Source organism: bacterium, from assembly GCA_035691305.1.
Taxonomy (GTDB): Bacteria; Sysuimicrobiota; Sysuimicrobiia; order Sysuimicrobiales; family Segetimicrobiaceae; genus DASSJF01.
The window spans coordinates 13,711-38,038 of sequence record DASSJF010000038.1; the positions used below are offsets into that span (position 1 = coordinate 13,711).

A 24,328-nucleotide genomic window follows, 5' to 3' on the forward strand; every position below is an offset into this window, starting at 1 on the left:
AAACAACGGTTCGACGACGCCGTCGCATACCGACGGCTAGTCCCGCACCGGGGCGACGCCGTCGCATGCCGACGCCTAGTCCCGCGCCGGGGCGACGCCGGTGTCTAGATCTTCAACAGCAGTGATGCCGCCTGGGCGAAGCGGATGAGCGCATCCGGGAAGAACCCCGGCACGAGCGCGCCCGCGGCCGTCACGGCCAGCACGCCCCGCAACAGCGGCGTCTCGACCGGCCCGCCGAGCGGCTCGCCGGCCGGAGGTGCCGCCGGTTCGCCGCCGGCGGCGGGCATCTGCCACATCGCCCGGATGACGCCCACGTAGTAGTAGAGCGACACCACGCTGTTGATGATGCCGACCACGGCCAGCCAGAGGAACCCGGACTGAATCGCGGCGCTGAAGAGAAACACTTTTCCCCAGAACAACGCGGTCGGCGGAATGCCTGTGAGGGCGAGCATGAACGCGGCCATCAGCGTCGCCGAAAACGGCGATCGCTGGCCGAGCCCGGCGTAGCCCGCGATCGCGTCCGTGCCGCTCGCCCGGGCTACGGCGATGGCGACGGTGAAGGCGCCGATGTTGGTGAAGAGGTAGCCCATCAGGTAGAACAGCAGCGCCGAGACCCCGGAGCCGAGCACCCCCGGCCCGGCGGAGAGCGCCACGACGCCGATCAGCATGTACCCGGCGTGCGCAATCGAGCTGTACGCGAGCATCCGCTTGATGTTCGACTGCGACAGCGCGAGCAGATTGCCGAACGACATGGAGAGCACGGAGATCGCGGCGACGATGCCGACCCACGCCCCCGGCGGCAGCGCCACGTAGAGCATCCGCAGCAGGGCGGCGAAACCTGCGGCCTTGCTGGCCACCGACAGAAAGGCGACGATCGGCGTCGGGGCGCCTTCGTACACGTCCGGCGTCCACTGGTGGAACGGCACCGCGGAGATCTTGAACCCGAACCCGGCGAGGATCAGCACGACCGCGACCACGAGGAACCCCGGCTGGGCGGCTCCGAGCCGCGAGGCCAGCGCGTAGATGTTCGTCGTGCCGGTTGCCCCGTACAGGTACGTGAAGCCGTACAGCATCACGGCCGACGCCGCGGCGCCGTAGAAGAAGTACTTCACACCGGCCTCGCTGCTCTTCCGGTTCGCCTTCAGGGCGCCGGCGAGCACATACGAGATCAGCGACACCCACTCGATCGCGAGGAACAGCACGATCAGATCGGCCGCCGCCGCCATCGCGAACAGGCCGAGCACCATGAACACGATGAGTACGTAGATGTCGCCCTCGTGCGCCGTCGGGTGGTCCCGGAAAAAGTCCATCGCCGCGGCGATGACGAGAATCGCGCTCAGGATCGCGACCACCTTGAAGAAGCCGGCGAACGGGTCGACCGCGTAGGTGTCGAACACCACGAGGTACCGCGGGCCGCCGATCAGCACCGCGGAGGGGCCGAGCGTGAACGCCAGGCCGATGATCGCCGTCCACCCCACGAGGCGGCGGTCTTCCGGCGCGACGATCAAGTCGATCACGAGCAGGCCGAGGGCCAGGATCCCGACCGTGATCTCGGGCAGCAGGGGCCGGAGGTCGATTCCCGTCACCGGCCGGCCCTCATCGCACGAGGTTGAGGATGCCCAGCATTGCCGCGTTGATCGTGTTGACGACCGGCGCGGGATAGAGCCCGACGGCGATCATCAACGCGGCCAGCGGCGCGAGCGTCCACGCCTCACGACCGTCCAGATCGGGGAGTCCGGCCCACTTCGCGTTCAGCGGCCCCCAGAAGATGCGGTAGATCGTCCAGAGGAAGAACGCGACCGTGATCACGACGCCGACGAGCGACACGACGGTCAGCGCCGGATAGACCTGGTAGGCGCCGAGGAAAATCGAGAACTCCGCCACGAACCCCATCAGCCCCGGCAGACCGAGCGACGCCAGCATCGCCAGCATCGTGAGTCCCGTGTACACCGGGAGGCGCTCCCACAGGCCGCCGAAATCGTTCACGCCGCGGGTGTGCGCCCGGTAGTCGTAGATCACGCCGACGAGGAAGAACAGCGCCCCGGTGATCACGCCGTGCGCCAGCATCTGCATCGTCGCGCCGTTCAGGGCGATCGCCGCGGCGTTGCGCAGCGCCGGCTGCCCTTCCGCGGCGGCCGCCGCGGCGACGCCGAGCATCACGTAGCCCATGTGGTTGACGCTCGAATAGGCGACGAGCTTCTTCAGATCCGTCTGCGCCATCGCCACCAGCGCGCCGTAGACGGCCGCGATCGCGGCGAGAACCGCCACCATGCCCGCCATGAGGTGGAAGGCGCCCGGCAGCAGCGGCAGCAGGATACGCACGAAGCCGTAGGTGCCGAGCTTCAGGAGGATCGCGGCCAGCAGAACGCTGCCGGCGGTCGGCGCCTCGACGTGCGCGTCCGGAAGCCAGGTGTGGAACGGGAACATCGGCACCTTGATGGCGAAGCCGAGGAAAAAGCCCCAGAACGCCAGGGTGGCGAGGTGCAGGTCCCCCGCCAGCGGCTTCTGCTGGAAGAGCGCCACTATGTCGAACGTCCGCGGCGAGGAGTGGAAGTACACGATCAGGATCGCCAGCAGCATCGCCAGCGAGCCGACCAGCGTGTACAGGAAAAACTTGACCGCGGCGTAGACCCGGCGCGGCCCGCCCCAGACGCCGATGATGAAGTACATCGGGATGAGGCTGACCTCCCAGAACACGTAGAACAGAAAGAAGTCAAGCGCCAAGAACACGCCGAGCATCCCGGTCTCGAGCAGCAGAAACAGCATCATGTACTCTTTCGGCCGGAGATCCACGCGCCACGAGTACACGACGCACAGGAGCGTGAGCAGCGTCGTCAGCACCACGAGCGGCAGGCTGAGGCCGTCGACGGCCAGATGGTACGTCGCGCCGAGGGACGGAATCCAGCGCGCCTGCTCGGTCAGCTGCAGAGTCCCCGCGCGGCCGAAGTCGAACGCGGCCGCCGCCCACACCGAGGCGAGGAAGTCCGCGATCGCCGCGGCGAGGGCGACGAGACGGATCGTGCGTACCTGCCCGCGCGGCACGGCGAGCAGCGCGGCGGCGCCGGCGGCGGGGATCCAGAGGACGAGGCTCAGCACGCCGTTCACCACACCAGCCTGACGACGACGATGAGGACGACGCCGAGGAACACGATCAGCAGATAGGTCTCTTCGCGCCCGGTCTGCAGATAGCGCAGGCCGAGCCCGAACCACCGGGCCAGCCAGCCGATCAGGTTCACGAGGCCGTCGACGACGTGGCGGTCGAACAACCCGGCGAGCCGCATCACGACGCCGCCGATTCCGAGGAAGACCCAGGCATAGAGGTCGTCGACGAAGTAGCGCCGCGCGAGCAGCGTATACAGCCACGGCAGCGCCTGCCGCAGCGACTCGGACGGCACGACGCGCCAGACATAGATCGCCGCGGCCGCGACCCAACCGGCGACGGCGATCGCGATCGACCCGAGGAGCAGGCCGAAGTTCGGCGGCGCCGGCTCGACGCCGGGGAAGTTGATGAACTTCTCGAACGGGTTGCCGAGCGACTCGGCGCCGATCCAGCCGAGAAACACCGCGAAGACGGCGAGAATCACGAGGGGCGCGACCATCACGGCGGGGCTCTCGTGCGGACCGCCGTGCCCGTGCGCGGCCGCCGCGTGGGGATCGCCGCCGCGGTACGTGCCGGCAAACGTGTACCAGAGGAGGCGGCCCATGTACAGCGACGTGAGGAACGCCCCCGCCGCACCGACCGCCCACAACGCCCGGTTGTGCGCAAACGCCGCGGCCAGGATCTGATCCTTGCTGAAGAATCCGGCGAACGGTGGAATGCCGGTCAGCGCGAGCGTCGCGGCGACGAACGTCCAGGTGGTCCACGGCAGGTACCGGGCCAATCCGCCCATCTGCTTCATGTCGTTGGTCGCGACGGCGTGGATCACGCTCCCGGCGCCGAGGAAGAGCAGCGCCTTGAAGAAGGCGTGCGTGATGAGGTGGAACATGCCGGCGGTGTAGCCGAGAACGCCGAGGCCGAGCATCATGTAGCCGAGCTGGCTCATGGTCGAGTACGCCAGCACGCGTTTGATGTCGTTCTCGACCACCCCCATCGTCGCCGCGGCCAGCGCGGTGACCCCGCCGATCCAGGCGACGACGGTCAGTCCCGCCTGGCCCGTCGTGAACAGGAAGAGCGGATAGGTGCGGGCGACGAGGTAGACTCCGGCGGCGACCATCGTCGCAGCGTGGATCAGCGCGCTGACCGGTGTCGGGCCCTCCATCGCGTCGGGCAGCCAGACGTGCAGCGGGACCTGGGCCGACTTGCCGACCGCGCCGCCGAAGACCAAGATGGCCGCGGCGGTCAGGAGCGGCCCGGCGAGCGAGCCGGTGTGGATGCCCTTGAACACTTCGTCGAACCGCAACGAGCCCGTGTGGAGGAAGATGATCAGGATGCCGATCATCATCGAGAAGTCGCCGACGCGGGTCGTGATGAACGCCTTGAGCGCCGCCTTCGCCGCGGCCGGCCGTTCGAACCAGAACCCGATCAGCAGGTAGGAGCACAGGCCGACGAGCTCCCAGCCGGCGTAGATGAACAGAAAGTTGTCGGCCAGGACCAGGAACAGCATCGAGAACTGGAACAGCGACAGGTACGCGAAGAACCGCGGGTAGTGCTCGTCGCCGGCCATGTAGCCGACCGAATAGATCGTGATGAGTGACGAGACCACGCCGACCATCGCCAGCATGATCGCGCTCAGCGGATCGACGACGAAGCCGACCGTGATCGGCCGGCCGCCGAGCACCGCCCACGTATAGGTGATATCGGCACGCGCCCCGCCGGCCACCTCGCCGAGCACGACCAGGCCGCCGAGCCCCGCCAGCACGATGCCGGCGATCGAGACGTAGGCGCCGCGGCCCCGGAGGCGCGGCCCGACGGCCGTGATCGTCGCGAACGCCGCGAGCGGCAGCAGCGGGATGATCCAGGCGATGTGGGTCACCGCGCGGTCACCACTTCATCAGGTTGATCTCGTCGACGTAGACCGTCTCGAGGGTCCGGTACGCGGCCAGCACGAGCGCCAGGCCGACCGCGGCTTCGCACGCCGCGAGTGTGATCACGATCAGCGCGAAGATCTGGCCCTGCATCGCCCCCGGCGCGGCGTACTTGTTGAAGGCGACCAGGTTGATGTTGGCGGCGTTCAGCATCAATTCGACGCCCATCAGGATCGTCACGGCGTTGCGGCGCGTGACCACCGCGAACAGCCCGAGCGCGAAGAGCAGCGCGCTCACGACGAGGTAGTGCGCGAGGCCCGGCATCAATCTTCCCGCCGCGCGATCATGATCGCGCCCATCAGCGAGATCAGCAGGACGATCGACGTACCTTCGAAGACCAGAATGTTCTGACGGAGAAAGCTCTGCCCGATCGCCCCGGGCGTGTACGGCGGCAGCGCGCCGGCGCCCGCGGGCCAGCCGGTGCGCGTCGAGACGGCGATCAGCAGCGCGGCCATCGCTGCGGCGACCGCGGTGCCGATCGCAGCCTGCTCGTTGCGCTGCCGGCCCCCGAGCCCCGTGCCGCCTTCGGTCAGCATGATCGCGAAGAGGATCAGCACGGTGATCGCGCCGGCGTAGATCAGGACCTGGATGCCGGCCACGAACTCGGCGTTCAGCAGAATGTACAGGCCGGTGACGCCGAGGAACGCTGGCACGAGGGCCGCGGCGCTGTGCACGATGTTGCGGCTGGCGACCACCACCACGCCGGCGCCCAGCGTGACGGCGGCCAGCACGTAGAAGGCGATCGCCTCGCCGGTCACGGGTGTCCCACCACCACGACGAACGCGGTCACGACGAGGTTGAGCACGGACACCGGGATCAGGACCTTCCAGGAAAAGTTCAGCATCTGGTCGATCCGGAAGCGCGGATACGTCCACCGCACCCACATGAAGACGAAGATCAACGCGTACAGCTTGATGACGAACCACAGCACCGGCGGCAGCACCGGCCCACGCCAGCCGCCGAGGAACAGCGTAACCGCCATCGCCGCCATCGCGAACATCTCGCCGTATTCGCCGAGCTGAAACAGCGCGAACCGCATCCCGCTGTATTCGGAGAAGTAGCCGGCGACCAGCTCGCTCTCCGCCTCGACCAGGTCGAACGGCACGCGGTTCACCTCGGCGATCGCCGCGATGAGGAAGATCAGAAAGGCCACGGGCTGGGCCACGATGTACCACAGACGCGCCTGGCCGTTGACGATCGTTACGGTCGACAGCGACCCCGCCATCAACGCGACCGTCACGAGCGCGAGCCCGATGGGGATCTCGTAGGTGACCATCTGCGCGGCCGATCGCATGCCGCCGAGCAGGGCGTATTTGTTGTTCGATCCCCATCCCGCCATCAGGATGCCGATCACGACCAGCGACGAGGTCGCCGCGAAGTACAGCACGCCGATGTTCAGATCGCGGAAGATCAGCGGCCCGGACCGCGTGGTGCCGAACGGAATGACGACGTAGTCGAGCAGCGCCGCCAGCGGCACGACGACGACCGCGCTCGCGAAGATGAGGCGGTCGGCGCGGTTCGGGACGATGTGTTCCTTCTGCAGAAGTTTAACCGTGTCGGCCACGGTCTGCAGCAGGCCCTGCGGCCCGACGTGCTTCGGCCCGAGGCGGCTCTGCATCCACGCGCTGATCTTGCGTTCGAGCAGCACGCCGAACATGACCGCGATGAACGCCACCGCGGAAAAGATGATGATCGTGCCGACGAACGCGCGGAGGATCTCCCAGAGCCAGTCCATCGCCGCCTAAGTCCACTCCAGGGCGCCGCGGCGCCACGCGTAGGCGAGGCCGAGCACCAGGATCACAAGAAACACCAACATCTCCCAGAACGCGAGCGGGCCGAGGCTGCGCGCGACCACCGCCCAGGGGTACAGGTAGATGATCTCGACGTCAAACACGACGAAGACGAGCGAGAACAGGTAGTAGCGAACGTGAAACTGCGACCACGCCTGGCCGATCGTAGGCACGCCCGACTCGTAGGTCTCGAACTTCTGCGGGTAGTCGCTGCGCGGCGAGATCAGCCAGATGATGAGCAGAGGGAGCGAGACCATCCCCGCGCCGACGAGCGCGAAGATGGCGACGTAGCCCCAATCGAGCAGCATCGTCGTCCCTCCTTAGAACGTGTTGCGGCGCGGACGCGTGGCGCGAACCCGGTTCTCAGATCAGTTGGTCGCCGGCTCTGCGAAGTTTTTGGCGATGAACCGCGGCTGATGGTAGTATCCGTCGCCGAAGCGTGTCAACCCTGCCGGGGCGGCGCCGAGTTTACAGCGGCGCGACGTTCGCGCCGCCTTCCGCCGCCCGCTCCCCCAGAGGCCCCCGCGGGGCCGAGCCGCCGAACTCGGCTGAGGCCGTGCGGCGGAGCTCCGGCGACACCGTCGACAGCAGGCGCAGCAGCACGGCCGTCACCTTCCGCGCGTCGTGCCGGACCAGCCCGTCCTCGCTCAACAGATCCTCGGCAACGCAGCGCACGCCCAGCGATTCGACCGCGGCGACGTCGGCCTCCACCGGCTCCGCGTGCTCCTGCGCGTACCGCGCGAGCAATTCGGGGCTGCGCGGCCGGCTCGTGTTGATCAGCGCGTAGTCGAAGAGGCCGCCCCCGCCCTGCTCGAGCAGCACGCGGACGTGGTCGGACGCCGTGAACCCGCGGGTTTCGCCGTGCTGCGTCATCACATTGCAGACGTAGACCTTCATCGCCGGCGACCGGCGAATCGCCTCCACCACGCCCTCCACGAGCAGGTTGGGCAGCAGGCTGGTGTAAAGGCTGCCGGGGCCGATCACGACCATGTCCGCGTCCGCGATCGCTTCGAGAACGTCCGCGAGCGGCGGCACCGACGACGGGTTGAGGTAGACGCGGCGGACGGAGCGGCCGGCCCCTGTGATCGCCGACTCACCCTCTACGACGCCGCCGTCCTCGAACTCCGCGCACAGCGTGACGTCGTGGAGGGTCGTCGGCAGCACGCGGCCCCGGATGGCGAGCACCTTGCCGCTCTCCTTGACCGCGGTCTCGAGATCGCCCGCGACCTGCGACATGCTGGCGATGAAGAGATTGCCGAAGCTGTGCCCGTCGAGCTCGCCGCCTTTGAAGCGATATTCGAAGAGTTGGGTCATCAGCGGTTCCGCCTCCGCGAGCGCGACGAGGCAGTTGCGGATGTCGCCGGGCGGCAGGATGCCCTGCTCGCGCCGCAGCCGGCCCGAGGAGCCGCCGTCGTCGAACACCGTGACGACCGCCGTGATGTTGGTCGACACTCTCTTCAGGCCGCGCAGCAGCGTGCCGAGACCCGTCCCGCCGCCGAGCGCGACGATCTTCGGCCCCCGTTGGAGGGCGCGCTGCTGCACGAGCAGCTCAACCAGGCGGGGATCGCCGCGCGGCAAGAACACGTCGACGATCGACCGGATCGTGGCGCGCAGCCCGTAGGCGATGAGCCCGAGACCGCCGAGCAGCAGCGCGACGCCGCCCAACATCGGCGACAGCACATGCCCGGTCACCGCGTAGGCGACGCCCACCGCGCGGATGATGGCGAGCTCGAGAACGCCGAGCAGCTTGACGTCCACGATCAGGGCCACGCCGGTGCTGACCAGCAGCACCCCGACGGCGATGAGAAGGATGTAGCGCTTGACGCCGAGCCCCGGCTCGAACCACCGGATCCAGTGCCGCACCGCGCTGCGCGCGCGGCCGGCGCCGCCGTTGAGGCTCATTCTTTGCGGACGTCCCGGTGTTTCAGGCGCACCGTGTAGCCGAGCGAGCGGATGAAGCGGGCGAGATCCTCGCCGATCACCACCGACCGGTGCTTGCCGCCGGTACATCCGATCGCGACGGTCAGGTGCGACTTGCCCTCGGCGGTGTACCGCGGCAGGAGGTAGCCCAGCAGATCGTGGAGGCGCCGCTGGAACTCGCGCGTGTCGTCCGAGCGCAGCACGTACTCGCGGACCTCCGGGCTGTTGCCCGGCAGCGCGCGGAGCGTCTCGACGTAGTGCGGGTTCGGCAGAAACCGCACGTCGAACACGAGGTCGGCGTCGAGCGGGATGCCGTACTTGTACCCAAACGACGTGACCCCGACGGTGAGCGTCCGCTGCGCGTCCGCCCGGACGAACGCCTCCGCCAGCTCCTCGCGCAGCTCGCGCGCGGTCAGCGTGGTCGTGTCGATGACCTTGTTGGCCCGTTCCTTGAGCGGCTGCAGGCGCCGGCGCTCGCTGCGAATCCCGTCGAGGATGCTGCTCCCGAGCGGGTGCTTGCGCCGGGTCTCCTCGAACCGCCGCACCAGCACCTCGTCGGACGCGTCCAGGAACACGATCTGAGCGCGGATGCCCATCCCCGCGAGCGCCTGGAGGGCCGCGTCGAGCGAGTCGAAGAACTCGCCGCCGCGCACGTCCATGACGAGGGCGACGCGCCGGATCCTGCCCTGCGACTCGCGGACGATCTCCGCGAACTTCGTCACGAGCGCGGGCGGCAGGTTGTCGACGCAGAAGAAGCCGAGATCCTCGAGCGCGTGCATGGCCTGGGACTTGCCGGCGCCGCTCAGTCCCGTGACGATGAGACACTCGATGTCGTCCGTGGCGGTCCGCGGAGCGACCCGGTCCGGCGCAGGGCCGCCGGCCGGGTCCCGGCCCTCCGCGGGCGCCGGCCGCAGCGATTTCATACGTCCGCCACGAGGCGCGACAGAACGAAGCTGATCACGCTTAGAACGATGGCGCCGACGAAGGCCGCGAGCGCGCTCGTCAGGACGAGTTGATGCGTCGTGACCGCGACGATCCAGAGCATGAAGGCGTTGACGACGAAGGTGAAGAGGCCGAGCGTCAGAATGTTGAGCGGCAGCGTCAGCAGCAGGACGATCGGCCGCAGCACCGCGTTGACGACACCGAGCACCAGCGCGGCCAGCACGGTCCCGCCGAAACTGGTGACCTCGACGCCGGGCACGACCCGCGTCGTCAGGTAGAGCGCCACGGCGTTGATCAGCCAGCGGATCAGAAATCCCATATTCCATCCATTATAACAGGCCCCGGCACCCTGCCCTCACGGCCCCGTTACGGGGCCGTGGCCGGAACCCGCGCGATGCACCGCCGGGCGGGCGCCGGCGCCAGGCTAGAGGCGGGCACGCACCAACGCGGGAACCTGGCTCACCAACTGCGCGACCCCCACACCGGCGGCTTCGAGCGCCGCGACCTTGTGCTGCGCGGTGCCCTCGGTGCCGGAGATGACCGCGCCGGCGTGCCCCATCCGCTTGCCCGGCGGAGCCGTGCGGCCGGCGATGTACGAGACGACGGGTTTCTTCAGCGACCGCGCGATGTAGCGCGCCGCGTCTTCCTCCGCGCTGCCCCCGATCTCACCGATCAGCACGACCGCCTTGGTCTCGGGATCGGCGCCGAACCACTCCAGCGCCTCGACGAACGACGTCCCGGCGACGGGATCACCGCCGAGCCCGACCGCCGTCGTTTGCCCGAGGCCGGCGCGCGTCAGGCCGGCGACGACCTCGTAGGTCAGCGTGCCGCTGCGCGAGACGACCCCTACGGGCCCCGGCGTAAACAGGTGCCACGGCATGATGCCGACCCGGCACTGACCGGCGGTCGTGACGCCCGGCCCGTTGGGCCCGAGGACGCGCACCCCCTGGCGGCGCGCGTAGGCAACGACGTCGATCGCGTCGTGCACCGGGAGGCCTTCGGTGATCGTAACGACGGGGTCGAGGCGCGACGCGATCGCCTCCAGCGCCGCCTCCCTCGCGAACCGCGCCGGCACGAAGATCACGCAGGCGTTGGCCCCGGTCTCCCGCACCGCTTCGTCGATCGTGTCGAAGACCGGGACGTCGTGGACCCGCTGCCCGCCCTTGCCGGGGGTGACACCGGCGACGACGGCCGTCCCCGCGTCGAGGCTCTGCTTGGCGTGGAACGCGCCTTGGTACCCGGTGATCCCCTGGACGAGCAGCCGGGTCTCCCGGCCGACGAGGACGGCCATCAGCCGCGGCCCGCCGCGCCGGAGGTCCCGCCGCGCGCCAGCGCCACCGCGGCGCGCGCGCCTTCTTCCGGATCGATGCCGACCGTGATGCCCGCCGCCTTGAGAATTTCGCGGGCCTCCACCTCGTTCGTGCCGGTGAGCCGGATGCTCGCCGGCACGCGCGGCGGCCGCGTCACGATGCCGCGTGCGATGTCGTCGCAGCGCGTGATCCCGCCGAAGATGTTGATGAACAGCGCGCGGACGCCGGGCTTGCGCTGCACGAGCTCGATCGCGGCCTGCATGCCCTCCTCGCTCGCGCCGCCGCCGACGTCGAGGAAGTTGGCCGCCCGGCCGCCGAAATGCGCCAGGAGATCGAGCGTGCTCATGACGAGGCCGGCGCCGTTCCCGATCACCGCGATGTCGCCGTCCAGTTCGACGTAGGAGAGGCCGTGCTCGCGCGCCTCGCGCTCGAGGGCCGTCATCTCCTCCGACGGCGGCCGGTCGTTGTGCCGGTAGGCCGCGTTGTCGTCGAGGACGAGTTTGGCATCCACGCACAGCAGGTGGCCGCCGACGCGCGCGAGGGGATTGATCTCCGCGAGGTCCGCGTCTTCGTCCCGGTACAGCCGGTACAGCGTGGCCGCGATCCCGGTGAACTCCTCGAGCAGCGGGCCGGTGAAGCCGAGCCGCCGCCCCAACCCCCGCGCGGCGAAGGCGGGCACGCCCAGGCACGGGTCCACGTCCAGGCGCGCGATCCTTTCCGGGGTCTCGCGCGCGACGGTCTCGATCTCGACGCCGCCCGACGCAGAGGCGATGCCCGCGGCCCGGCGCGGGCCGCGGTCGGTCACGAACGCGAGATAGTACTCGGCCTCGATCTCCGCCGCCGGCACCACGAGGACGCGGCCGACGCGCTCGCCTTTGATGTCCATGCCGAGGATCGCCCGGGCGTGCGTCTCCGCCTCCGCGGGAACCTTGGCCAGCTTCACCCCGCCGGCCTTGCCCCGGCCGCCGACCAGCACCTGGGCCTTCACGACCACCGGGTATTGAATGGAGAGGCCGCGCACCGCCTCCGGCCGGTCGACGACGGTGCCCGTCTGGACGGGCAGACCGTAGCGCGCGAACACCTCTTTGGCCTGATACTCGTGCAGCTTCATGAAACGGCCGCCGGTCGGGCTACAGCTTCAGCAGGGCGACGTTCTCACGGATGCCGGCGACCGCGGCGTCGAACGCCTTCCGCTCGTCGGGCGCAAGCGGCGCCTCAAAGATCCGCTCGACGCCGCCGGCGCCCAGGACGACCGGCGTCCCCACGTAGAGATCGCGAACACCGTACTGGCCGGTGAGATGCGCGGAAACCGGCAGCACGCGCTTTCGGTCGAACAGGATCGCCTCGACCATCTGCGTGATGGCGGCGCCGGGCGCGAAGAACGCGCTGCCCGTCTTGAGCAGATTCACGATCTCCGCGCCGCCCTTGCGGGTCCTCTCCACGACCGCGGCGATCCGGTCGGGAGGCAGCCACTTTGCGAGCGGCAGGCCGCCGATCGTCGCCAGGCTGGCGAGCGGCACCATGTGGGTGTCGCTGTGCGCGCCCACGACCATCGCCGAAACATCCAGCACGGACACCCCGGCGGCTTCGGCGATGAACGTCCGGAACCGTGTGCTGTCCAGCGCGCCGCTCTGGCCGATGACGCGCTCCGGCGGGAAGCCGCTGACCTTGTAGGCAAGGTAGACCATCGCGTCGAGCGGGTTCGTGACGACGATCAGGCACGCATCCGGGGACCGCTTCGTCAATTCCTGCGTGACGCCGCGGACGATGCCCGCGTTGACGTTGAGCAAATCCTCCCGGCTCATGCCCGGCTTGCGCGCGACGCCGGCGACAAGCACCATGACGTCGGAGCCCTCGGTCTCGTCGTACTTGTTGGTCCCGACGAGACGGAGGTCGAAGCCCTCGATCGGCCCGGCCTCGCTCAGGTCGAGCGCCTTGCCCTGCGGCATGCCCTCGATGACGTCGACGAGCACCACGTCGGCGAGGCGGCGCGAGACGATCCACTGGGCCGCGGAGTGCCCGACGTTGCCGGCGCCGACGATCGAGACTTTCGCGCGGGTGCGTGCCACCGTTGAAACTCCCCTTTCTACGTGCCGCGGGGCTCCTTGCGGCCGCCGAAGGCCCGGAGCAGGGCGCGCCACGGGTCGAAGTGATCGTCCGCGGTGCGCTCCTTCAGCGGGATGATCGCGTTGTCCGTGATGTGGATGCTTTCCGGGCAGACCTCTTCGCAGCACTTCGTGATGTTGCAGTACCCGATGCCGCCCTTGCCCGCGAGCAGGTCGGTCCGGGTCAGCGTGTCTTTCGGATGCATCTCGAGGGCGGCGATGCGCACCATGAACCGCGGGCCGTAGTAGCGATCCGTGCCGTGATGCTCGCGCAGGACGTGACAGACGTCCTGGCACAGGAAGCACTCGATGCACTTCCGGAACTCGAACAGCCGCTCCACGTCGAGCGGCGTCATGCGCCACTCCTTCGAACGCGCGTCCTCGGCCGAAGGCGTGAACGGCGGGATCTCCTTGTTCACGCGGTAGTTCCACGAGACGTCGGTGACGAGGTCCTTGAGGAGCGGAAACACCTTGATCGGCCGCACCGTGATCGGCGCGCCGTGAAAGTCGTCCACGCGGGTCTTGCACATGAGCCGCGGCTTGCCGTTGATCTCGGCGCTGCAGGAGCCGCATTTGGCCGCCTTGCAGTTCCACCGGCAGGCCAACGTCGAGTCGAAATGCGCCTGAATGTGATGCATCGCGTCGAGGACGACCATGCCCTCCATCGGCGGCACGGCGTACTCCTTGAGGTCGCCGCCTTTCGCGTCGCCCCGGAAGACGTGGAAGATCTGATCGGCCATCGCGCTTCGCTCTCCTACCGCACAGACTTGACGACGGTCTGGCCCTGCACGAGCTTCGCGAGCTCGGGCGGCATCTGCGGCACCGGCCGCGTTCGTACCGCCATCCGGCCGTTCTCCTTGACGGCGATCATGTTCTTCTGGCCCCAGTCCGCGTTCTGGTCGGGAAAGTCGAGCCGCCAATGCGAGCCGCGGCTCTCCCGGCGTTCGATCGCGCAGCGGAAGATCGCCTCCGCGAGCGTCAGCATGAACCGGACGTCGCGGCATTCGTGCCAGCCGGGGTTGAACAGCATCGACCCGCCGACGTGCAGCCGCTCCGCGCGCGCCTGGAGCGCGAGCAGCTTGTCGAGCCCCTGTTGCAGCCCCTCGCCCGTCCGCGCGATGCCGGCGTGTTCCGCCATGATCGCCTGGAGGCCCTCGTGAACGGCGTACGGGTTCTCGCTGCCGTCGCCCTCGAACGGCCGGCGGAGCAGGGTCCGCTCCTCGTCCGCCTGCGCGTCGTCGACGCGCGGCATCCCGGACACGCCTTTCACGTACTGCGCGGCGTGCTCGCCGGCGCGCTTGCCGAAGACGATCAGATCGCTCAGGGAGTTGCCGCCGAGCCGGTTCGCACCGTGGAGGCCCGCCGCGACCTCGCCGGCCGCGAAGAGCCCGGGAACCGTCGACTGGCCGGTGCCCGCCTCGACCCGCACGCCGCCCATCACGTAATGGATGGTGGGCGCCACTTCCATCGGCGACTTTGTGATGTCGATGTCGGCCAGCTTGTGGAACTGCTCCCACATGCTCGGCAGCTTCCGTTTGATGGCCTCCGCGTCGAGGTGCGTGATCTCGAGCCAGGCACCGCCGTGCGGCGTCCCGCGGCCCGCCTGGACCTCCTTGTAGATCGACCGCGCAACCACGTCGCGGCTGCTGAGGTCCTTCTTCACGGGATCGTAGCGCTCCATGAAGCGCTCGCCCTCGGAGTTGCGGAGGATCCCGCCCTCGCCGCGCACCGCCTCCGTGACCAGAATCCCTTTCACCCCGGGCGGCCACACCATCCCGGTCGGGTGGAACTGGACCATCTCCATGTCCATGAGCTCGGCGCCGGCCTCGTAGGCCATCGCGCAGCCGTCGCCGGTGCACTCCCAGGAGTTGCTGGTCACCTTGTACAGCTTGCCCCAACCGCCGGTCGCGAGCACGACCGCCTTCGCGCGGAACACGACGAACCGTCCGGTCTCGCGGACGTACCCGAACGCCCCGGCGATGCGGTCGCCGTCCTTGAGGAGGCGGGTGAGCGTCACTTCCATGTGCACGTCGATGCCGCAGTGGATCGCCTTATCCTGGAGCGTGCGGATCATCTCCAGGCCGGTCCGGTCGCCTACGTGGCACAAGCGGCGGTAGGTGTGGGCACCGAACGGCCGCTGAAGAATGCGGCCGTCCGGCGTGCGGTCGAAGAGACCGCCCCAGTGCTCCAACTCGTAGACGCGCTCGGGCGCCTCTTTGGCGAAAAACTCCACCATGCGATAGTCGTTGATCATCTGCCCGCCGCGCATGGTGTCGCCGAAGTGCACTTCCCAGTTGTCCTGTGAGTCGACGTTGCCGAGCGCCGCCGCGATGCCGCCTTCGGCCATGACCGTGTGGGCTTTTCCGAGGAGCGACTTGCACACGAGTCCGACCGACACGCCGCCATCGGCGGCCGCGATCGCGGCGCGCAGGCCGGCGCCGCCCGCACCGACGATCAGAACGTCGTACTGGCGCTCGTCGTACCAATCAGCCACGAGACCGTCTCCCCTCACGCCCGCCTGCGGGCGCTCGACCCGCCGGTTTCCTAGAACAGCTTCGGGTCGCCGATTATCCCCGCGCCCAACAACCTGATGAACACGTCCGCGAGTCCGACGGAGAACAGGCTCAGCCAGGCCCACGCGGCGTGGTGGACCGTGAGCCGGCTGACCCCCTGCCGCAGGCGCGCCCGGAGCAGGCCGCCCCGCGCGCAGGAGAAGCAGTCGAGATTCCCGCCGACAAGGTGCCGGCACGCGTGGCACCCGAACGTATAGCCGGAGAGCAGAATCACGTTCACGAGGAACAACAGCGAGCCGAAGTGGACCGTGAACACGCCGTTTTGGAAGAACGTATCGATCGCGTCCTTCCAGAGAAAGAGCAGCACGATGATCGCCGCGTAGAGAAAGTACCGGTGGAAGTTGCTGAGGACGAACGGGAACCGCGTCTCGCCCGTGTAGCCGCCGCGCCGCTCCGGGATCATGCACGAGACCGGGTCCATGAAGTACGAGCGGTAGTACGCCTTGCGGTAGTAGTAGCACGTCGCGCGGAATCCGAGCGGCGCCCACAGCACCCAAAACGCGGGTGAGATCGGAATCCCGTTGATCCGCACCGGCGGCGAGTAGAACGGCGACAGGTAGGGAGCGACGTAGCCGTGTCCCTGCAGCGCGACCCAGATCGAATAGACGCCGAAGGCCGTCAGCACGGTGACGGTCGCCGCCGGCTGCAACCACCACGGAATCGCGGGAGCAGACGAACCGTGCGGATTGCGGAGTGCCTGATCGCTCATGGGAACCTTCCGGTTTGGTCGACTGGGCGATTCAAGGGACGCTGCTCGACTTTTCGGGTCACACGAAGGGGTTTCCTCCCCCGCGGCATACTATACGCGCGGGCCCGCTCGTCTTAGCGTGGAGGACGACTTTGAACTTCAGCGACATCCTCTGGATCCTGTTCGCCATCTCGTTCATTCAGCCGATCCTCCAGCGCCAGTGGCAGCAGGTCGCGCGCATCCGCGCGCTGCAGGGCCTCGAGCGATCGCGCGGGACCCGCGCGATCGCGCTGATCCACCGGCAGGAAACGATCAGCCTCCTCGGCATCCCGCTCGCCCGCTACATCGACATTCAGGACTCCGAGGACGTGCTGCGCGCGATCCGCCTCACGCCGCCGGACCTGCCGATCGACGTGATCATGCACACGCCCGGCGGCCTGGTGCTGGCGGCGGAGCAGATCGCCCGCGCGCTGCGCAGCCACGAAGGCCGCGTCACCGTCTTCGTGCCGCACTACGCGATGTCCGGTGGGACACTGATCGCGCTGGCCGCGGACGAGATCGTCATGGACGCGCACGCGGTGCTGGGCCCGGTCGATCCGCAGCTCGGCCAGTACCCGGCCGCGTCGATCGTCGGCGTCGTGGAGCGCAAGCCGATCGAGCGGGTGGACGACGACACGCTCATTCTCGCGGACGTCGCGAAGAAGGCGCTGCGCCAGGTCCACGCCGCGGTCGTGGAGCTCGCGGCGCGGCGCCTCTCGCCCGAGCAGGCGAACGCCCTGGCGGACCAGCTCGCGACCGGCCAGTGGACGCACGACTACCCGATCACGGTCGACGAAGCGCGGGGGCTCGGCTTCACCGTTTCCACGGAGATGCCGCGCGGCGTGTACGAACTGATGGAGCTGTACCCGCAGGCCGGCAACCGGCGGCCGTCCGTACAGTACGTGCCGCTGCCGTACCGTGGCCCCGCCGCCCCGCCGCTGCCGCGAGGCGGCGAGCGCAAGTAGCGGAGGCACAGGAGAACCGATGGCCAGGATCAAGGTGAAAAATCCGATCGTGGAGATGGACGGCGACGAGATGACGCGGATCATGTGGCACTGGATCCGCGAGCGGCTCATCCTGCCCTACCTCGACCTCGACCTAAAGTACTACGATCTCTCGATCCAGAAACGCGACGAGACCGAGGACCGCATCACGGTCGACGCCGCGAACGCGGTGCGCGAGTACGGCGTCGGCGTAAAGTGCGCCACGATCACCCCGGACGAGGCGCGCGTCAAAGAGTTCACGCTCAAACAGATGTGGCGCAGCCCGAACGGCACCATCCGCAACATCCTCGACGGCACGATCTTCCGCGAGCCGATCATCTGCCGCAACGTGCCGCGAATCGTCCCGCAGTGGGACAAGCCGGTCGTGGTGGCCCGCCACGGCTTCGGCGACCAGTACCGGGCGCAAGATTTCCGGTTTCCGGGTCCGGGCACGCTCACGGTGTCGTGGACGCCCGCGGCCGGCGCGGCGCCGATCGCACGCGAGATCATCAAAGCCGACGGGCCCGGCGTCGTGCTCGGCATGTTCAACCTCGACAGCTCGATCCGCGGCTTCGCGCACGCGTGCTTCAACTACGCGCTCGACCGCGGGTACCCGGTGTATCTCTCGACCAAGAACACGATCCTCAAGGCGTACGACGGCCGGTTCAAGGACATCTTCCAGGAGGTCTTCGACGCGGAGTTCCGCGCAAGATTCGAGGCCGCGGGGCTCACCTACGAGCACCGGCTCATCGACGACATGGTCGCCGCGAGCCTCAAGTGGACCGGCGGGTACCTGTGGGCATGCAAGAACTACGACGGCGACGTGCAGTCGGACACGGTGGCACAAGGCTACGGTTCGCTTGGGCTGATGACGTCGGTCCTCACCTCGCCGGACGGCAAGGCCGTGGAAGCGGAAGCGGCCCACGGCACGGTCACGCGACACTACCGGTTGCACCAGCAGGGCAAGCCGACGTCGACGAACCCGATCGCGTCGATCTACGCGTGGACCCGCGGGCTGCAGTACCGCGGCCGGATGGACGAGACGCCGGCCGTAATGGACTTCGCGCTGTCGCTGGAACGCGTGTGCGTCGAAACGGTCGAGAGCGGCAAGATGACGAAAGATCTGGCGATCCTGATCGGCCCGAACGAGCCGTTTCTGACAACCGAGGCCTTCATGGACGAAATCGACAAGGGGCTCAAGCGCCGCGTCGTCTGATCACCCCTCGAGCAGAGAGCGCAGGCGGGGAAGTTCCCGGCGCACCGCGTCGGGGTCGGTCCCGTGATATTCGAAGGTGACGGCCGCCGGCTGGGCCGCGTCGAGCACCGTTCGCAGCAGCCGGTCGTCCTCGGCGCTCAAGGGCTCGTGTTCATCGAGCAGCACGCCGTCGCGCATCCGCGGCCCGCTGACGTGTACGGCGCGGACCCGCCCGAGCGGCAGCCGCGCCAGGTACTCATCGATGGGCAATGACAGCCGGGCGGCGGCGACGCGGGCGTGCGCGAGGTCGAGCAGAAACCCCGTGCCGGCCGCCTCGAGTACGTCCGTGATGAACCCGGGTTCGGATATGTATTCGTAGGCGCCCGAGGGCCAGTAATCCAGGTTCTCGAACAAGAGCGGGACCGGCAGGGCGGCCGCGAGCGCCCGGGCGTTCCGGGCGATCGCGGCCTGCGCGGCCTCTCGCGGGAGCACAGGGGAGCGCGGCACCATCATCGGCCCGTCCGCGGCGACCCGCGTCGACGCGAACCCGAGATGCACGCTGAGCCACGGCGCCGCGGTCCGGTCGAGAATTTCACGGGTCGCGGACAACACGCCCGGCTCGTCAAGCGCGCGCGGATGCGCGAGCGACCAATTCCATACCGCGTTGTGCACGAACAGCCGCGCCCCCGAACCCGCGGCGGTGGCCGCCCGCGGGCCGCCGGTCTCGAGAAAGTCCACGCGGACAGCCGCGCCGGCGATCAACCGCCGTGCGAGATCGGTATCGCCGAGACCCAGCAGCGTGGGCACCGTACCTACCGTGTTTGCCGCCACTCCACGTCGGGACGTCCGGCGGCCTGGTTCGCCGCGCGCGCAAGGACGAACAGCAGGTCGGACACGCGGTTCACGAACTTGAGGAGCTCGGGGTTCAGCGGCTCGTGCGCGGCGAGCGTCACAATCGCTCGCTCCGCGCGCCGCGCCACGGTCCGGGCGTGGTGCAGCGCCGCGGCCGTCGGCGTTCCGCCCGGCAGGATGAACGCCCGGAGCGGCGGCAGCGCGTCCTCCAGCCGGTCGATCTCGCGCTCCAGCGCGTCGACCCAGGCGCCGGTGACACGGCTCGCGTGCGCGGCCGTTGCGGTCGCGGCCTCGGACGGGGTCGCCAGCTCCGACCCGACGTCGAACAAGTAGTGCTGCAGCTTCTCGATCACGGGCGCAATGGACGCGGGCGGATCCGTCGCACGCGCCACCCCGAGCACCGCGTTGAGCTCGTCGATTGCGCCGTACGCGGCCACCCGCGGATGGCTCTTGGGGACGCGCCGGCCGCCGAACAGGGCGGTGTCGCCCGCGTCGCCGGTCTTCGTGTAGATCCGCGTCACTCGTCCGCCCGCGCGGCGGCGCGCCCGGTACCCGCCGCCTGCCCCGCCGCCTCGCCGCCGCCGGATACGAGGTACTGCCGAAACCACGCGGTGATGTGGCGCAGCCGTTCGAGACGGTGGCGCGGCTGTCCGTTTCTGGAGAGGTCGTGGCTCTCGTTCGGGAAGCGCACGAACAGAGTCGGTACCCCCTGCTTCTTGAGCGCGACGAAGAGCTGTTCGCCCTGCTCGATCGGACAGCGGTGGTCCTGCTCGCTGTGCAGGATCAAGAGCGGCGTGCGCATCTCGCGCACGTACGTAATCGGCGAGCGCTCGAGGTAGAATTGCGGCGCCTCCCACGGATCGCCCGGGTACTCCCACATGCCTTTCATGTAGGCGAGGTCGGAGGTCCCCCACTGGCTGTAGGCGTTGCTGATGCTGCGCATCGTCGCCCCGGCCCGGAACCGCCGCGTGTGCCCAACGATCCAGTTGGTCATGAAGCCGCCGTAGCTGCCGCCGGCGACGCCAAGCCGCTCGCGGTCGATCCACGGATGTTCGGCCAGGGCGCGGTCGAGCCCGCGCATCAAATCCTCGTAGTCCTTGCCGCCCCAGTCGTGGCGCGTCGCCGCGGTGAACCGCTCCCCGTACCCTTGGCTGCCGCGGGGGTTGAGGTAGACGACGCCGTACCCCTCCGCCGCCAGCACTTGGAATTCGTGGAAGAACGCGTTGCCGTAGGCGGCATGCGGCCCGCCGTGAATCTCCAGTACGGCCGGCGCCTTCGCGCCGTACACCGGGTTGGTCGGGCGCATCACCCACCCTTCCACCGTCCACCCGTCCAGGCTCTCGAATTCGAAGCGTTCGGGCCGCGCGAGCGCGATCGGACCCAGCGCCGGGCCGGTGAGGTCGGTCAGGCGGCGCAGCGGACTCCCGAGGTCGAATACGGCGATCTCACCCGGCGTGGCCGGGTCGCTCTCGATACAGACCGCGCGCCGCGCCGCGGCATCGAGCGAGCAGCCGATCAGCTCGTGGTCGCCGCGCGTCTCGAGCCGGATCGCCCGTCGGGGCGCCGCGCCGGCACCCTCGCCGGGCGTGGGCGGCGACGCGGCCATCGACGCGATTTGTGTATTGCCGCCGTCGGAGACCATGAAGATGAGACGCGTACCGTCGCGGCTCCACGTCAGACCGCCCGTCGGCGGGTGGACCCGCGAGTCGGTCGCGATGTGGTGACCGACGTTCCGGTCTTCGTGCGCGGTGAGGCAGACCGGCTCACCGCCGCCCGCGGGCACCGTCCACACCCCCCAGTTCGTGGCGGCCCAGCAGGCATTGTCGTGCCCGACGTAGGCGATGGTCCGCCCGTCCGGCGACCACGCGGGCACGGACGCCGGACCGCGGCTGTTGGTAAGGCACCGCGGCGATCCCCCGTCGATCGAGAGCACCCAAATATCCGACGTGTTGCTAAGATCGGCGTCGGGCGAGGCGTTGCCGGCGTACGCGAGCATCGTGCCCTCGGGCGACCACGCGGGCGTCAGGTGATCGTAGTCCCCCGTCGTGATCTGCCGCGCGCGTCCCCCCGCGGCGGCCACGACGAAAATCTGTTTCCAGCGGCCGTCCCAGAAGCCTTCACCGTCCTGCTTGTAGCGCAGGCGCGAGATGACTTTGACGTCGCTCTCTTCGCGCGGGCGGGCGGCCTCCGGCTTCCCGACGAAGGCGATCCAGCGGCCGTCCGGCGACCAGACGGGATCCGCCGGCGACACCTTGCCGGAGGTGATCGCGCGGGCTTCGCCCCCGCCGACCGAGATGACCCAGAGCTGCTTGTCGCCGTTCCGGTCGGAGACGAAGACGAGGCGCGTTCCATCCGGCGACCATCGCGGAGAGGTTTCCTTGGCGGCCGCCGTCGTGAGCTGGCGCGGGTCTCCTCCCGCGGCCGGCACGAGCCACAGATTGATGCGGTAGGTGTTGGCGGCGCGGTCCGCCCGCGTCACGGTGAAGGCGACCTGCTCGCCGCCGGGCGACAACTGCGGGTCGTTGAGCACCGGGATGGCGACGAGGTGGTCGATCGTCATGCGGTGTGGAGCCCGGATCACGCGTGTCCCTCCGGCGCGAAGTGCGTTCGGCGCGTTTCGCTTCGGCGGTGCGGAAAGCGCTCCCTCCGCACCGCCATCCCTAGACACCCGCCGCGAGGCGGCGCGACAAGAGCGTCGGCAGGCCGCGCCGTGCCATCTTCGCCTGCGTCGCGGCGATCGGATAGGCGACGCGGTGGAGCACGGCCTGAAGCCTCGCATCGTCGAACACGAGATAGGCGGCGCGGGGATCGCCGTCACGCGGCTGGCCGACGCTGCCGGGATTGATGATGTAGCGGGAGGCGGCGGCGAGATCGAAGGGCGCCTCGGGAGGCAGCGCCTCGGTCCTGAGGTGCCCGTTCGGATGCCGGGCAAAGACCCCCGCGACGTGCGTGTGCCCGGCGAGACACACGCGGAAGTCGGCCTCGGCGAATACCGCGAGGGCGGTGGGCAGGTCCAGAATGTACTCCTCGACAGGACGCCGCGGACTGCCGTGCACCGCGACGAATGCCGGGGTGTCGCAACGCTCGGGCAGCGCCGCGAGGTAGGCGCGGTTGTCCTCGGTCAGCTCCTGCGCGGTCCATTCAATCGCCGCCCGTGCGAGCGGTGAGAACGCCGCGGCCGCGAGCTGGCCGACCGCGCCGCGATCGTGGTTGCCCGCGATCACCGCTCCCCCGAGGCGGCGCACCCGCTCGACGCAGGCGTTGGGGTCCGGGCCGTAGCCCACGACGTCGCCGAGGCACAGATATCCGTCCGGCGAACGCGGCGCCGCGTCGGCGAGCACGGCCTGCAGGGCCTCCATGTTCGCGTGGATATCCGAAATGACCGCGTAGCGCACCGCGCTCGGTTCTCAGCGCCTCCGCCGGGCCAGCTCTGTGAAGATTTCGGTCGGGCTGATGCCTTGGTGCACGAGCAGGACGAGCGAGTGGAACCAGAGGTCGGCGGTCTCTTCCACAAGACGGCGGGAAGTCTCCTTGCGCGCCGCCCGCGCGACTTCCGCGGCTTCTTCCATCACCTTCTCGTTGAGCCGTGCCACGCCTGCGGTGAACAATCCGGCGGTGTATGAGCCCGCGGCGGGCGCTCGCCGGCGCTCGGCGAGCACGGCGGCCAACTCTGTGAGGATCTCGGGCCCGGCCGTCCGCGGGGTCTCCGCGACCGCCCCCGCCGGACCGCCGGCCAGACGGCCGTCGGGCGCGACCGAGCGGAAGAAGCACGAGCGGTGTCCCGTATGGCAGGCCGGCCCCGTTTGCTCCACCTTCAATAAAATCGCGTCGCCGTCGCAGTCGCCCCGTACTTCCACGACGCGCTGGGTGTGGCCGGAGGTCTCGCCCTTCCGCCACAACTGCCGCCGGCTGCGGCTCCAGTACCATGCCTGACCGGTGGCGAGAGTGCGCTCGAGGGCCTCTCGCGTCATGTGCGCGACCATCAGCACCTCTCCGGTCGCGGCATCCTGCGCCACCACCGTCACCAGTCCGGAAGCGTCGTAGATCACCCGATCGGCGTCGTTCATACGTGCCCACCTCCGGCCGCGGGGCGTCCTGCCGGCCGGACGAGGATCCCCGCGGCCGCCATCGCGGCTTTCACCGCCGCGATGCTGTGCGTCCGGTAATGAAACACAGACGCGGCCAGGACCGCGTCGGCGTCGGCGGCCGTGACCGCCTCTACGAAGTGCCGGGGCGCGCCAGCCCCGCCCGACGCGATCACCGGGATCCGGACGGCCCTCGTCACGGCCCGCACCAGGTCGAGATCGAACCCGTCCTCGCGACCGTCCTGGTCCATGCTGGTCAGGAGGATCTCCCCGGCCCCCAGCGCCGCGGCGCGCGCCGCCCACTCGACCGCATCCAATCCGGTCGCGCGGCGGCCCCCGTGCGTGAAGACGTCCCATCGCGGCGACGCGGTGCGGGCGCCGGGTCCGGGGCCGGCGCGCTGCGCATCGATCGCCACCACGATACACTGGCTGCCGAACTGCTCGGCGCCCTCGCGGATCAACTCGGGGCGCCGGACCGCCGCGGTATTGATGCCGACTTTGTCCGCGCCGGCGCGCAGCATGCGGCGGAGGTCCTCGACGGCCGCCAGCCCGCCGCCCACGGTGAAGGGAATCGTCAGCACCTCCGCGGTCCGCCGGACGATCGTTTCCATGATCCCGCGGCCCTCATGGCTCGCGGTAATGTCGAGCAAGACCACCTCATCGGCCCCCTCGCGATCATAGACCGTAGCGAGTTCCACCGGGTCGCCGGCGTCGCGCAGATCGACGAAGCGCGTCCCTTTGACGACGCGGCCGTCCTTCACGTCGAGGCACGCGACGACGCGGCGCGCGAGCATCAGCGCCCCGCCGCGGGCATTCGCGCG

At 69.2% G+C, this 24,328-nt stretch carries 24 protein-coding genes; 2 read left to right on the forward strand and 22 right to left on the reverse strand.

Annotated elements, in window-relative coordinates:
* Positions 1 to 104: 104 nt before the first annotated feature.
* The 16 genes from VFL28_06855 to VFL28_06930 all read right to left on the reverse strand — a co-directional run bounded on the left by VFL28_06855 (position 105) and on the right by VFL28_06930 (position 16,374).
* Complete coding sequence (locus VFL28_06855; protein ID HET7264372.1) at positions 105 to 1,586, reverse strand: NADH-quinone oxidoreductase subunit N; 1,482 nt, start codon at positions 1,584 to 1,586, stop codon at positions 105 to 107.
* 10 nt (positions 1,587 to 1,596) lie between these two features.
* A complete protein-coding gene (locus VFL28_06860) occupies positions 1,597 to 3,105 on the reverse strand; it encodes an NADH-quinone oxidoreductase subunit M (protein ID HET7264373.1) in 1,509 nt (502 codons plus the stop codon).
* Positions 3,102 to 4,973 (reverse strand): NADH-quinone oxidoreductase subunit L, encoded by a 1,872-nt coding sequence (gene nuoL, locus VFL28_06865; GenBank protein HET7264374.1) that lies wholly within the window; start codon positions 4,971 to 4,973, stop codon positions 3,102 to 3,104. The genes VFL28_06860 and nuoL overlap by 4 nt, the downstream gene beginning before the upstream one ends.
* 7 nt (positions 4,974 to 4,980) lie before the next feature.
* Complete coding sequence (nuoK, locus tag VFL28_06870) at positions 4,981 to 5,289, reverse strand: NADH-quinone oxidoreductase subunit NuoK (protein HET7264375.1); 309 nt, start codon at positions 5,287 to 5,289, stop codon at positions 4,981 to 4,983.
* On the reverse strand, positions 5,289 to 5,783 hold the full coding sequence (locus tag VFL28_06875) for an NADH-quinone oxidoreductase subunit J (GenBank protein ID HET7264376.1): 495 nt from the start codon (positions 5,781 to 5,783) through the stop codon (positions 5,289 to 5,291). The genes nuoK and VFL28_06875 overlap by 1 nt, the downstream gene beginning before the upstream one ends.
* Positions 5,780 to 6,760 carry an NADH-quinone oxidoreductase subunit NuoH gene (gene nuoH, locus VFL28_06880; GenBank protein HET7264377.1) on the reverse strand — a complete coding sequence of 327 codons (981 nt, stop codon included), beginning with the start codon at positions 6,758 to 6,760 and terminating at the stop codon, positions 5,780 to 5,782. The genes VFL28_06875 and nuoH overlap by 4 nt, the downstream gene beginning before the upstream one ends.
* 6 nt (positions 6,761 to 6,766) lie before the next feature.
* Positions 6,767 to 7,072 carry an NADH-quinone oxidoreductase subunit A gene (locus VFL28_06885; protein HET7264378.1) on the reverse strand — a complete coding sequence of 102 codons (306 nt, stop codon included), beginning with the start codon at positions 7,070 to 7,072 and terminating at the stop codon, positions 6,767 to 6,769.
* A gap of 211 nt (positions 7,073 to 7,283) precedes the next feature.
* Positions 7,284 to 8,717 (reverse strand): gluconeogenesis factor YvcK family protein, encoded by a 1,434-nt coding sequence (locus VFL28_06890; GenBank protein ID HET7264379.1) that lies wholly within the window; start codon positions 8,715 to 8,717, stop codon positions 7,284 to 7,286.
* Positions 8,714 to 9,658 carry an RNase adapter RapZ gene (gene rapZ / locus VFL28_06895; GenBank protein HET7264380.1) on the reverse strand — a complete coding sequence of 315 codons (945 nt, stop codon included), beginning with the start codon at positions 9,656 to 9,658 and terminating at the stop codon, positions 8,714 to 8,716. The genes VFL28_06890 and rapZ overlap by 4 nt, the downstream gene beginning before the upstream one ends.
* Complete coding sequence (locus tag VFL28_06900) at positions 9,655 to 9,996, reverse strand: phage holin family protein (protein HET7264381.1); 342 nt, start codon at positions 9,994 to 9,996, stop codon at positions 9,655 to 9,657. The genes rapZ and VFL28_06900 overlap by 4 nt, the downstream gene beginning before the upstream one ends.
* 105 nt (positions 9,997 to 10,101) lie before the next feature.
* The gene (sucD, locus tag VFL28_06905; GenBank protein HET7264382.1) at positions 10,102 to 10,968 is read right to left on the reverse strand and encodes a succinate--CoA ligase subunit alpha; all 867 of its coding nucleotides are present in this window, start codon (positions 10,966 to 10,968) and stop codon (positions 10,102 to 10,104) included.
* On the reverse strand, positions 10,968 to 12,098 hold the full coding sequence (gene sucC, locus VFL28_06910) for an ADP-forming succinate--CoA ligase subunit beta (GenBank protein ID HET7264383.1): 1,131 nt from the start codon (positions 12,096 to 12,098) through the stop codon (positions 10,968 to 10,970). Before sucC ends, sucD begins: the two co-directional genes overlap by 1 nt.
* A gap of 19 nt (positions 12,099 to 12,117) precedes the next feature.
* Entirely contained in the window at positions 12,118 to 13,056 is a 939-nt protein-coding gene (gene mdh / locus VFL28_06915; GenBank protein ID HET7264384.1) for a malate dehydrogenase, read from the reverse strand.
* A 17-nt stretch (positions 13,057 to 13,073) separates the two neighbouring features.
* Positions 13,074 to 13,832 carry a succinate dehydrogenase/fumarate reductase iron-sulfur subunit gene (locus tag VFL28_06920; protein HET7264385.1) on the reverse strand — a complete coding sequence of 253 codons (759 nt, stop codon included), beginning with the start codon at positions 13,830 to 13,832 and terminating at the stop codon, positions 13,074 to 13,076.
* 14 nt (positions 13,833 to 13,846) lie between these two features.
* On the reverse strand, positions 13,847 to 15,586 hold the full coding sequence (locus VFL28_06925; protein ID HET7264386.1) for an FAD-binding protein: 1,740 nt from the start codon (positions 15,584 to 15,586) through the stop codon (positions 13,847 to 13,849).
* A gap of 50 nt (positions 15,587 to 15,636) precedes the next feature.
* Entirely contained in the window at positions 15,637 to 16,374 is a 738-nt protein-coding gene (locus VFL28_06930; protein HET7264387.1) for a succinate dehydrogenase, read from the reverse strand.
* Positions 16,375 to 16,505: 131 nt separating this feature from the next.
* Between VFL28_06930 and VFL28_06935 the strand changes: the two genes are divergently transcribed.
* A complete protein-coding gene (locus tag VFL28_06935; protein ID HET7264388.1) occupies positions 16,506 to 17,357 on the forward strand; it encodes a hypothetical protein in 852 nt (283 codons plus the stop codon).
* Positions 17,358 to 17,376: 19 nt separating this feature from the next.
* Positions 17,377 to 18,591, forward strand: coding sequence for an NADP-dependent isocitrate dehydrogenase (locus VFL28_06940; GenBank protein HET7264389.1), 1,215 nt, complete (start codon positions 17,377 to 17,379; stop codon positions 18,589 to 18,591).
* Here VFL28_06940 and VFL28_06945 read toward each other — a convergent pair whose 3' ends face one another.
* From VFL28_06945 to hisF, 6 genes are all read right to left on the reverse strand, one after another.
* A complete protein-coding gene (locus VFL28_06945) occupies positions 18,592 to 19,377 on the reverse strand; it encodes a DUF692 family protein (protein ID HET7264390.1) in 786 nt (261 codons plus the stop codon).
* Positions 19,378 to 19,382: 5 nt separating this feature from the next.
* The gene (locus tag VFL28_06950; GenBank protein HET7264391.1) at positions 19,383 to 19,943 is read right to left on the reverse strand and encodes a cob(I)yrinic acid a,c-diamide adenosyltransferase; all 561 of its coding nucleotides are present in this window, start codon (positions 19,941 to 19,943) and stop codon (positions 19,383 to 19,385) included.
* Positions 19,940 to 22,003, reverse strand: a complete 2,064-nt coding sequence (locus tag VFL28_06955) for a S9 family peptidase (protein ID HET7264392.1) — start codon at positions 22,001 to 22,003, stop codon at positions 19,940 to 19,942. Before VFL28_06955 ends, VFL28_06950 begins: the two co-directional genes overlap by 4 nt.
* A gap of 79 nt (positions 22,004 to 22,082) precedes the next feature.
* Positions 22,083 to 22,817: a metallophosphoesterase family protein gene (locus VFL28_06960; GenBank protein ID HET7264393.1), complete on the reverse strand. Its 735-nt coding sequence runs from the start codon at positions 22,815 to 22,817 to the stop codon at positions 22,083 to 22,085.
* A gap of 12 nt (positions 22,818 to 22,829) precedes the next feature.
* Positions 22,830 to 23,489 (reverse strand): bifunctional phosphoribosyl-AMP cyclohydrolase/phosphoribosyl-ATP diphosphatase HisIE, encoded by a 660-nt coding sequence (hisIE, locus tag VFL28_06965; protein ID HET7264394.1) that lies wholly within the window; start codon positions 23,487 to 23,489, stop codon positions 22,830 to 22,832.
* Positions 23,486 to 24,301, reverse strand: a complete 816-nt coding sequence (hisF, locus tag VFL28_06970) for an imidazole glycerol phosphate synthase subunit HisF (protein ID HET7264395.1) — start codon at positions 24,299 to 24,301, stop codon at positions 23,486 to 23,488. The genes hisIE and hisF overlap by 4 nt, the downstream gene beginning before the upstream one ends.
* Positions 24,302 to 24,328: the final 27 nt, after the last annotated feature.

Bases quoted from the DNA above. Each gene is read 5' to 3' on its own strand.
- nuoK (HET7264375.1), bottom strand. From the start codon at position 5,289: ATGCCGGGCCTCGCGCACTACCTCGTCGTGAGCGCGCTGCTCTTCGCG.
- nuoH (HET7264377.1), bottom strand. From the start codon at position 6,760: ATGGACTGGCTCTGGGAGATCCTCCGCGCGTTCGTCGGCACGATCATC.
- VFL28_06885 (HET7264378.1), bottom strand. From the start codon at position 7,072: ATGGTCTCGCTCCCTCTGCTCATCATCTGGCTGATCTCGCCGCGCAGC.
- VFL28_06890 (HET7264379.1), bottom strand. From the start codon at position 8,717: ATGAGCCTCAACGGCGGCGCCGGCCGCGCGCGCAGCGCGGTGCGGCAC.
- rapZ (HET7264380.1), bottom strand. From the start codon at position 9,658: ATGAAATCGCTGCGGCCGGCGCCCGCGGAGGGCCGGGACCCGGCCGGC.
- VFL28_06900 (HET7264381.1), bottom strand. From the start codon at position 9,996: ATGGGATTTCTGATCCGCTGGCTGATCAACGCCGTGGCGCTCTACCTG.
- sucD (HET7264382.1), bottom strand. From the start codon at position 10,968: ATGGCCGTCCTCGTCGGCCGGGAGACCCGGCTGCTCGTCCAGGGGATC.
- sucC (HET7264383.1), bottom strand. From the start codon at position 12,098: ATGAAGCTGCACGAGTATCAGGCCAAAGAGGTGTTCGCGCGCTACGGT.
- VFL28_06920 (HET7264385.1), bottom strand. From the start codon at position 13,832: ATGGCCGATCAGATCTTCCACGTCTTCCGGGGCGACGCGAAAGGCGGC.
- VFL28_06930 (HET7264387.1), bottom strand. From the start codon at position 16,374: ATGAGCGATCAGGCACTCCGCAATCCGCACGGTTCGTCTGCTCCCGCG.
- VFL28_06940 (HET7264389.1), top strand. From the start codon at position 17,377: ATGGCCAGGATCAAGGTGAAAAATCCGATCGTGGAGATGGACGGCGAC.
- hisIE (HET7264394.1), bottom strand. From the start codon at position 23,489: ATGAACGACGCCGATCGGGTGATCTACGACGCTTCCGGACTGGTGACG.
- hisF (HET7264395.1), bottom strand. From the start codon at position 24,301: ATGCTCGCGCGCCGCGTCGTCGCGTGCCTCGACGTGAAGGACGGCCGC.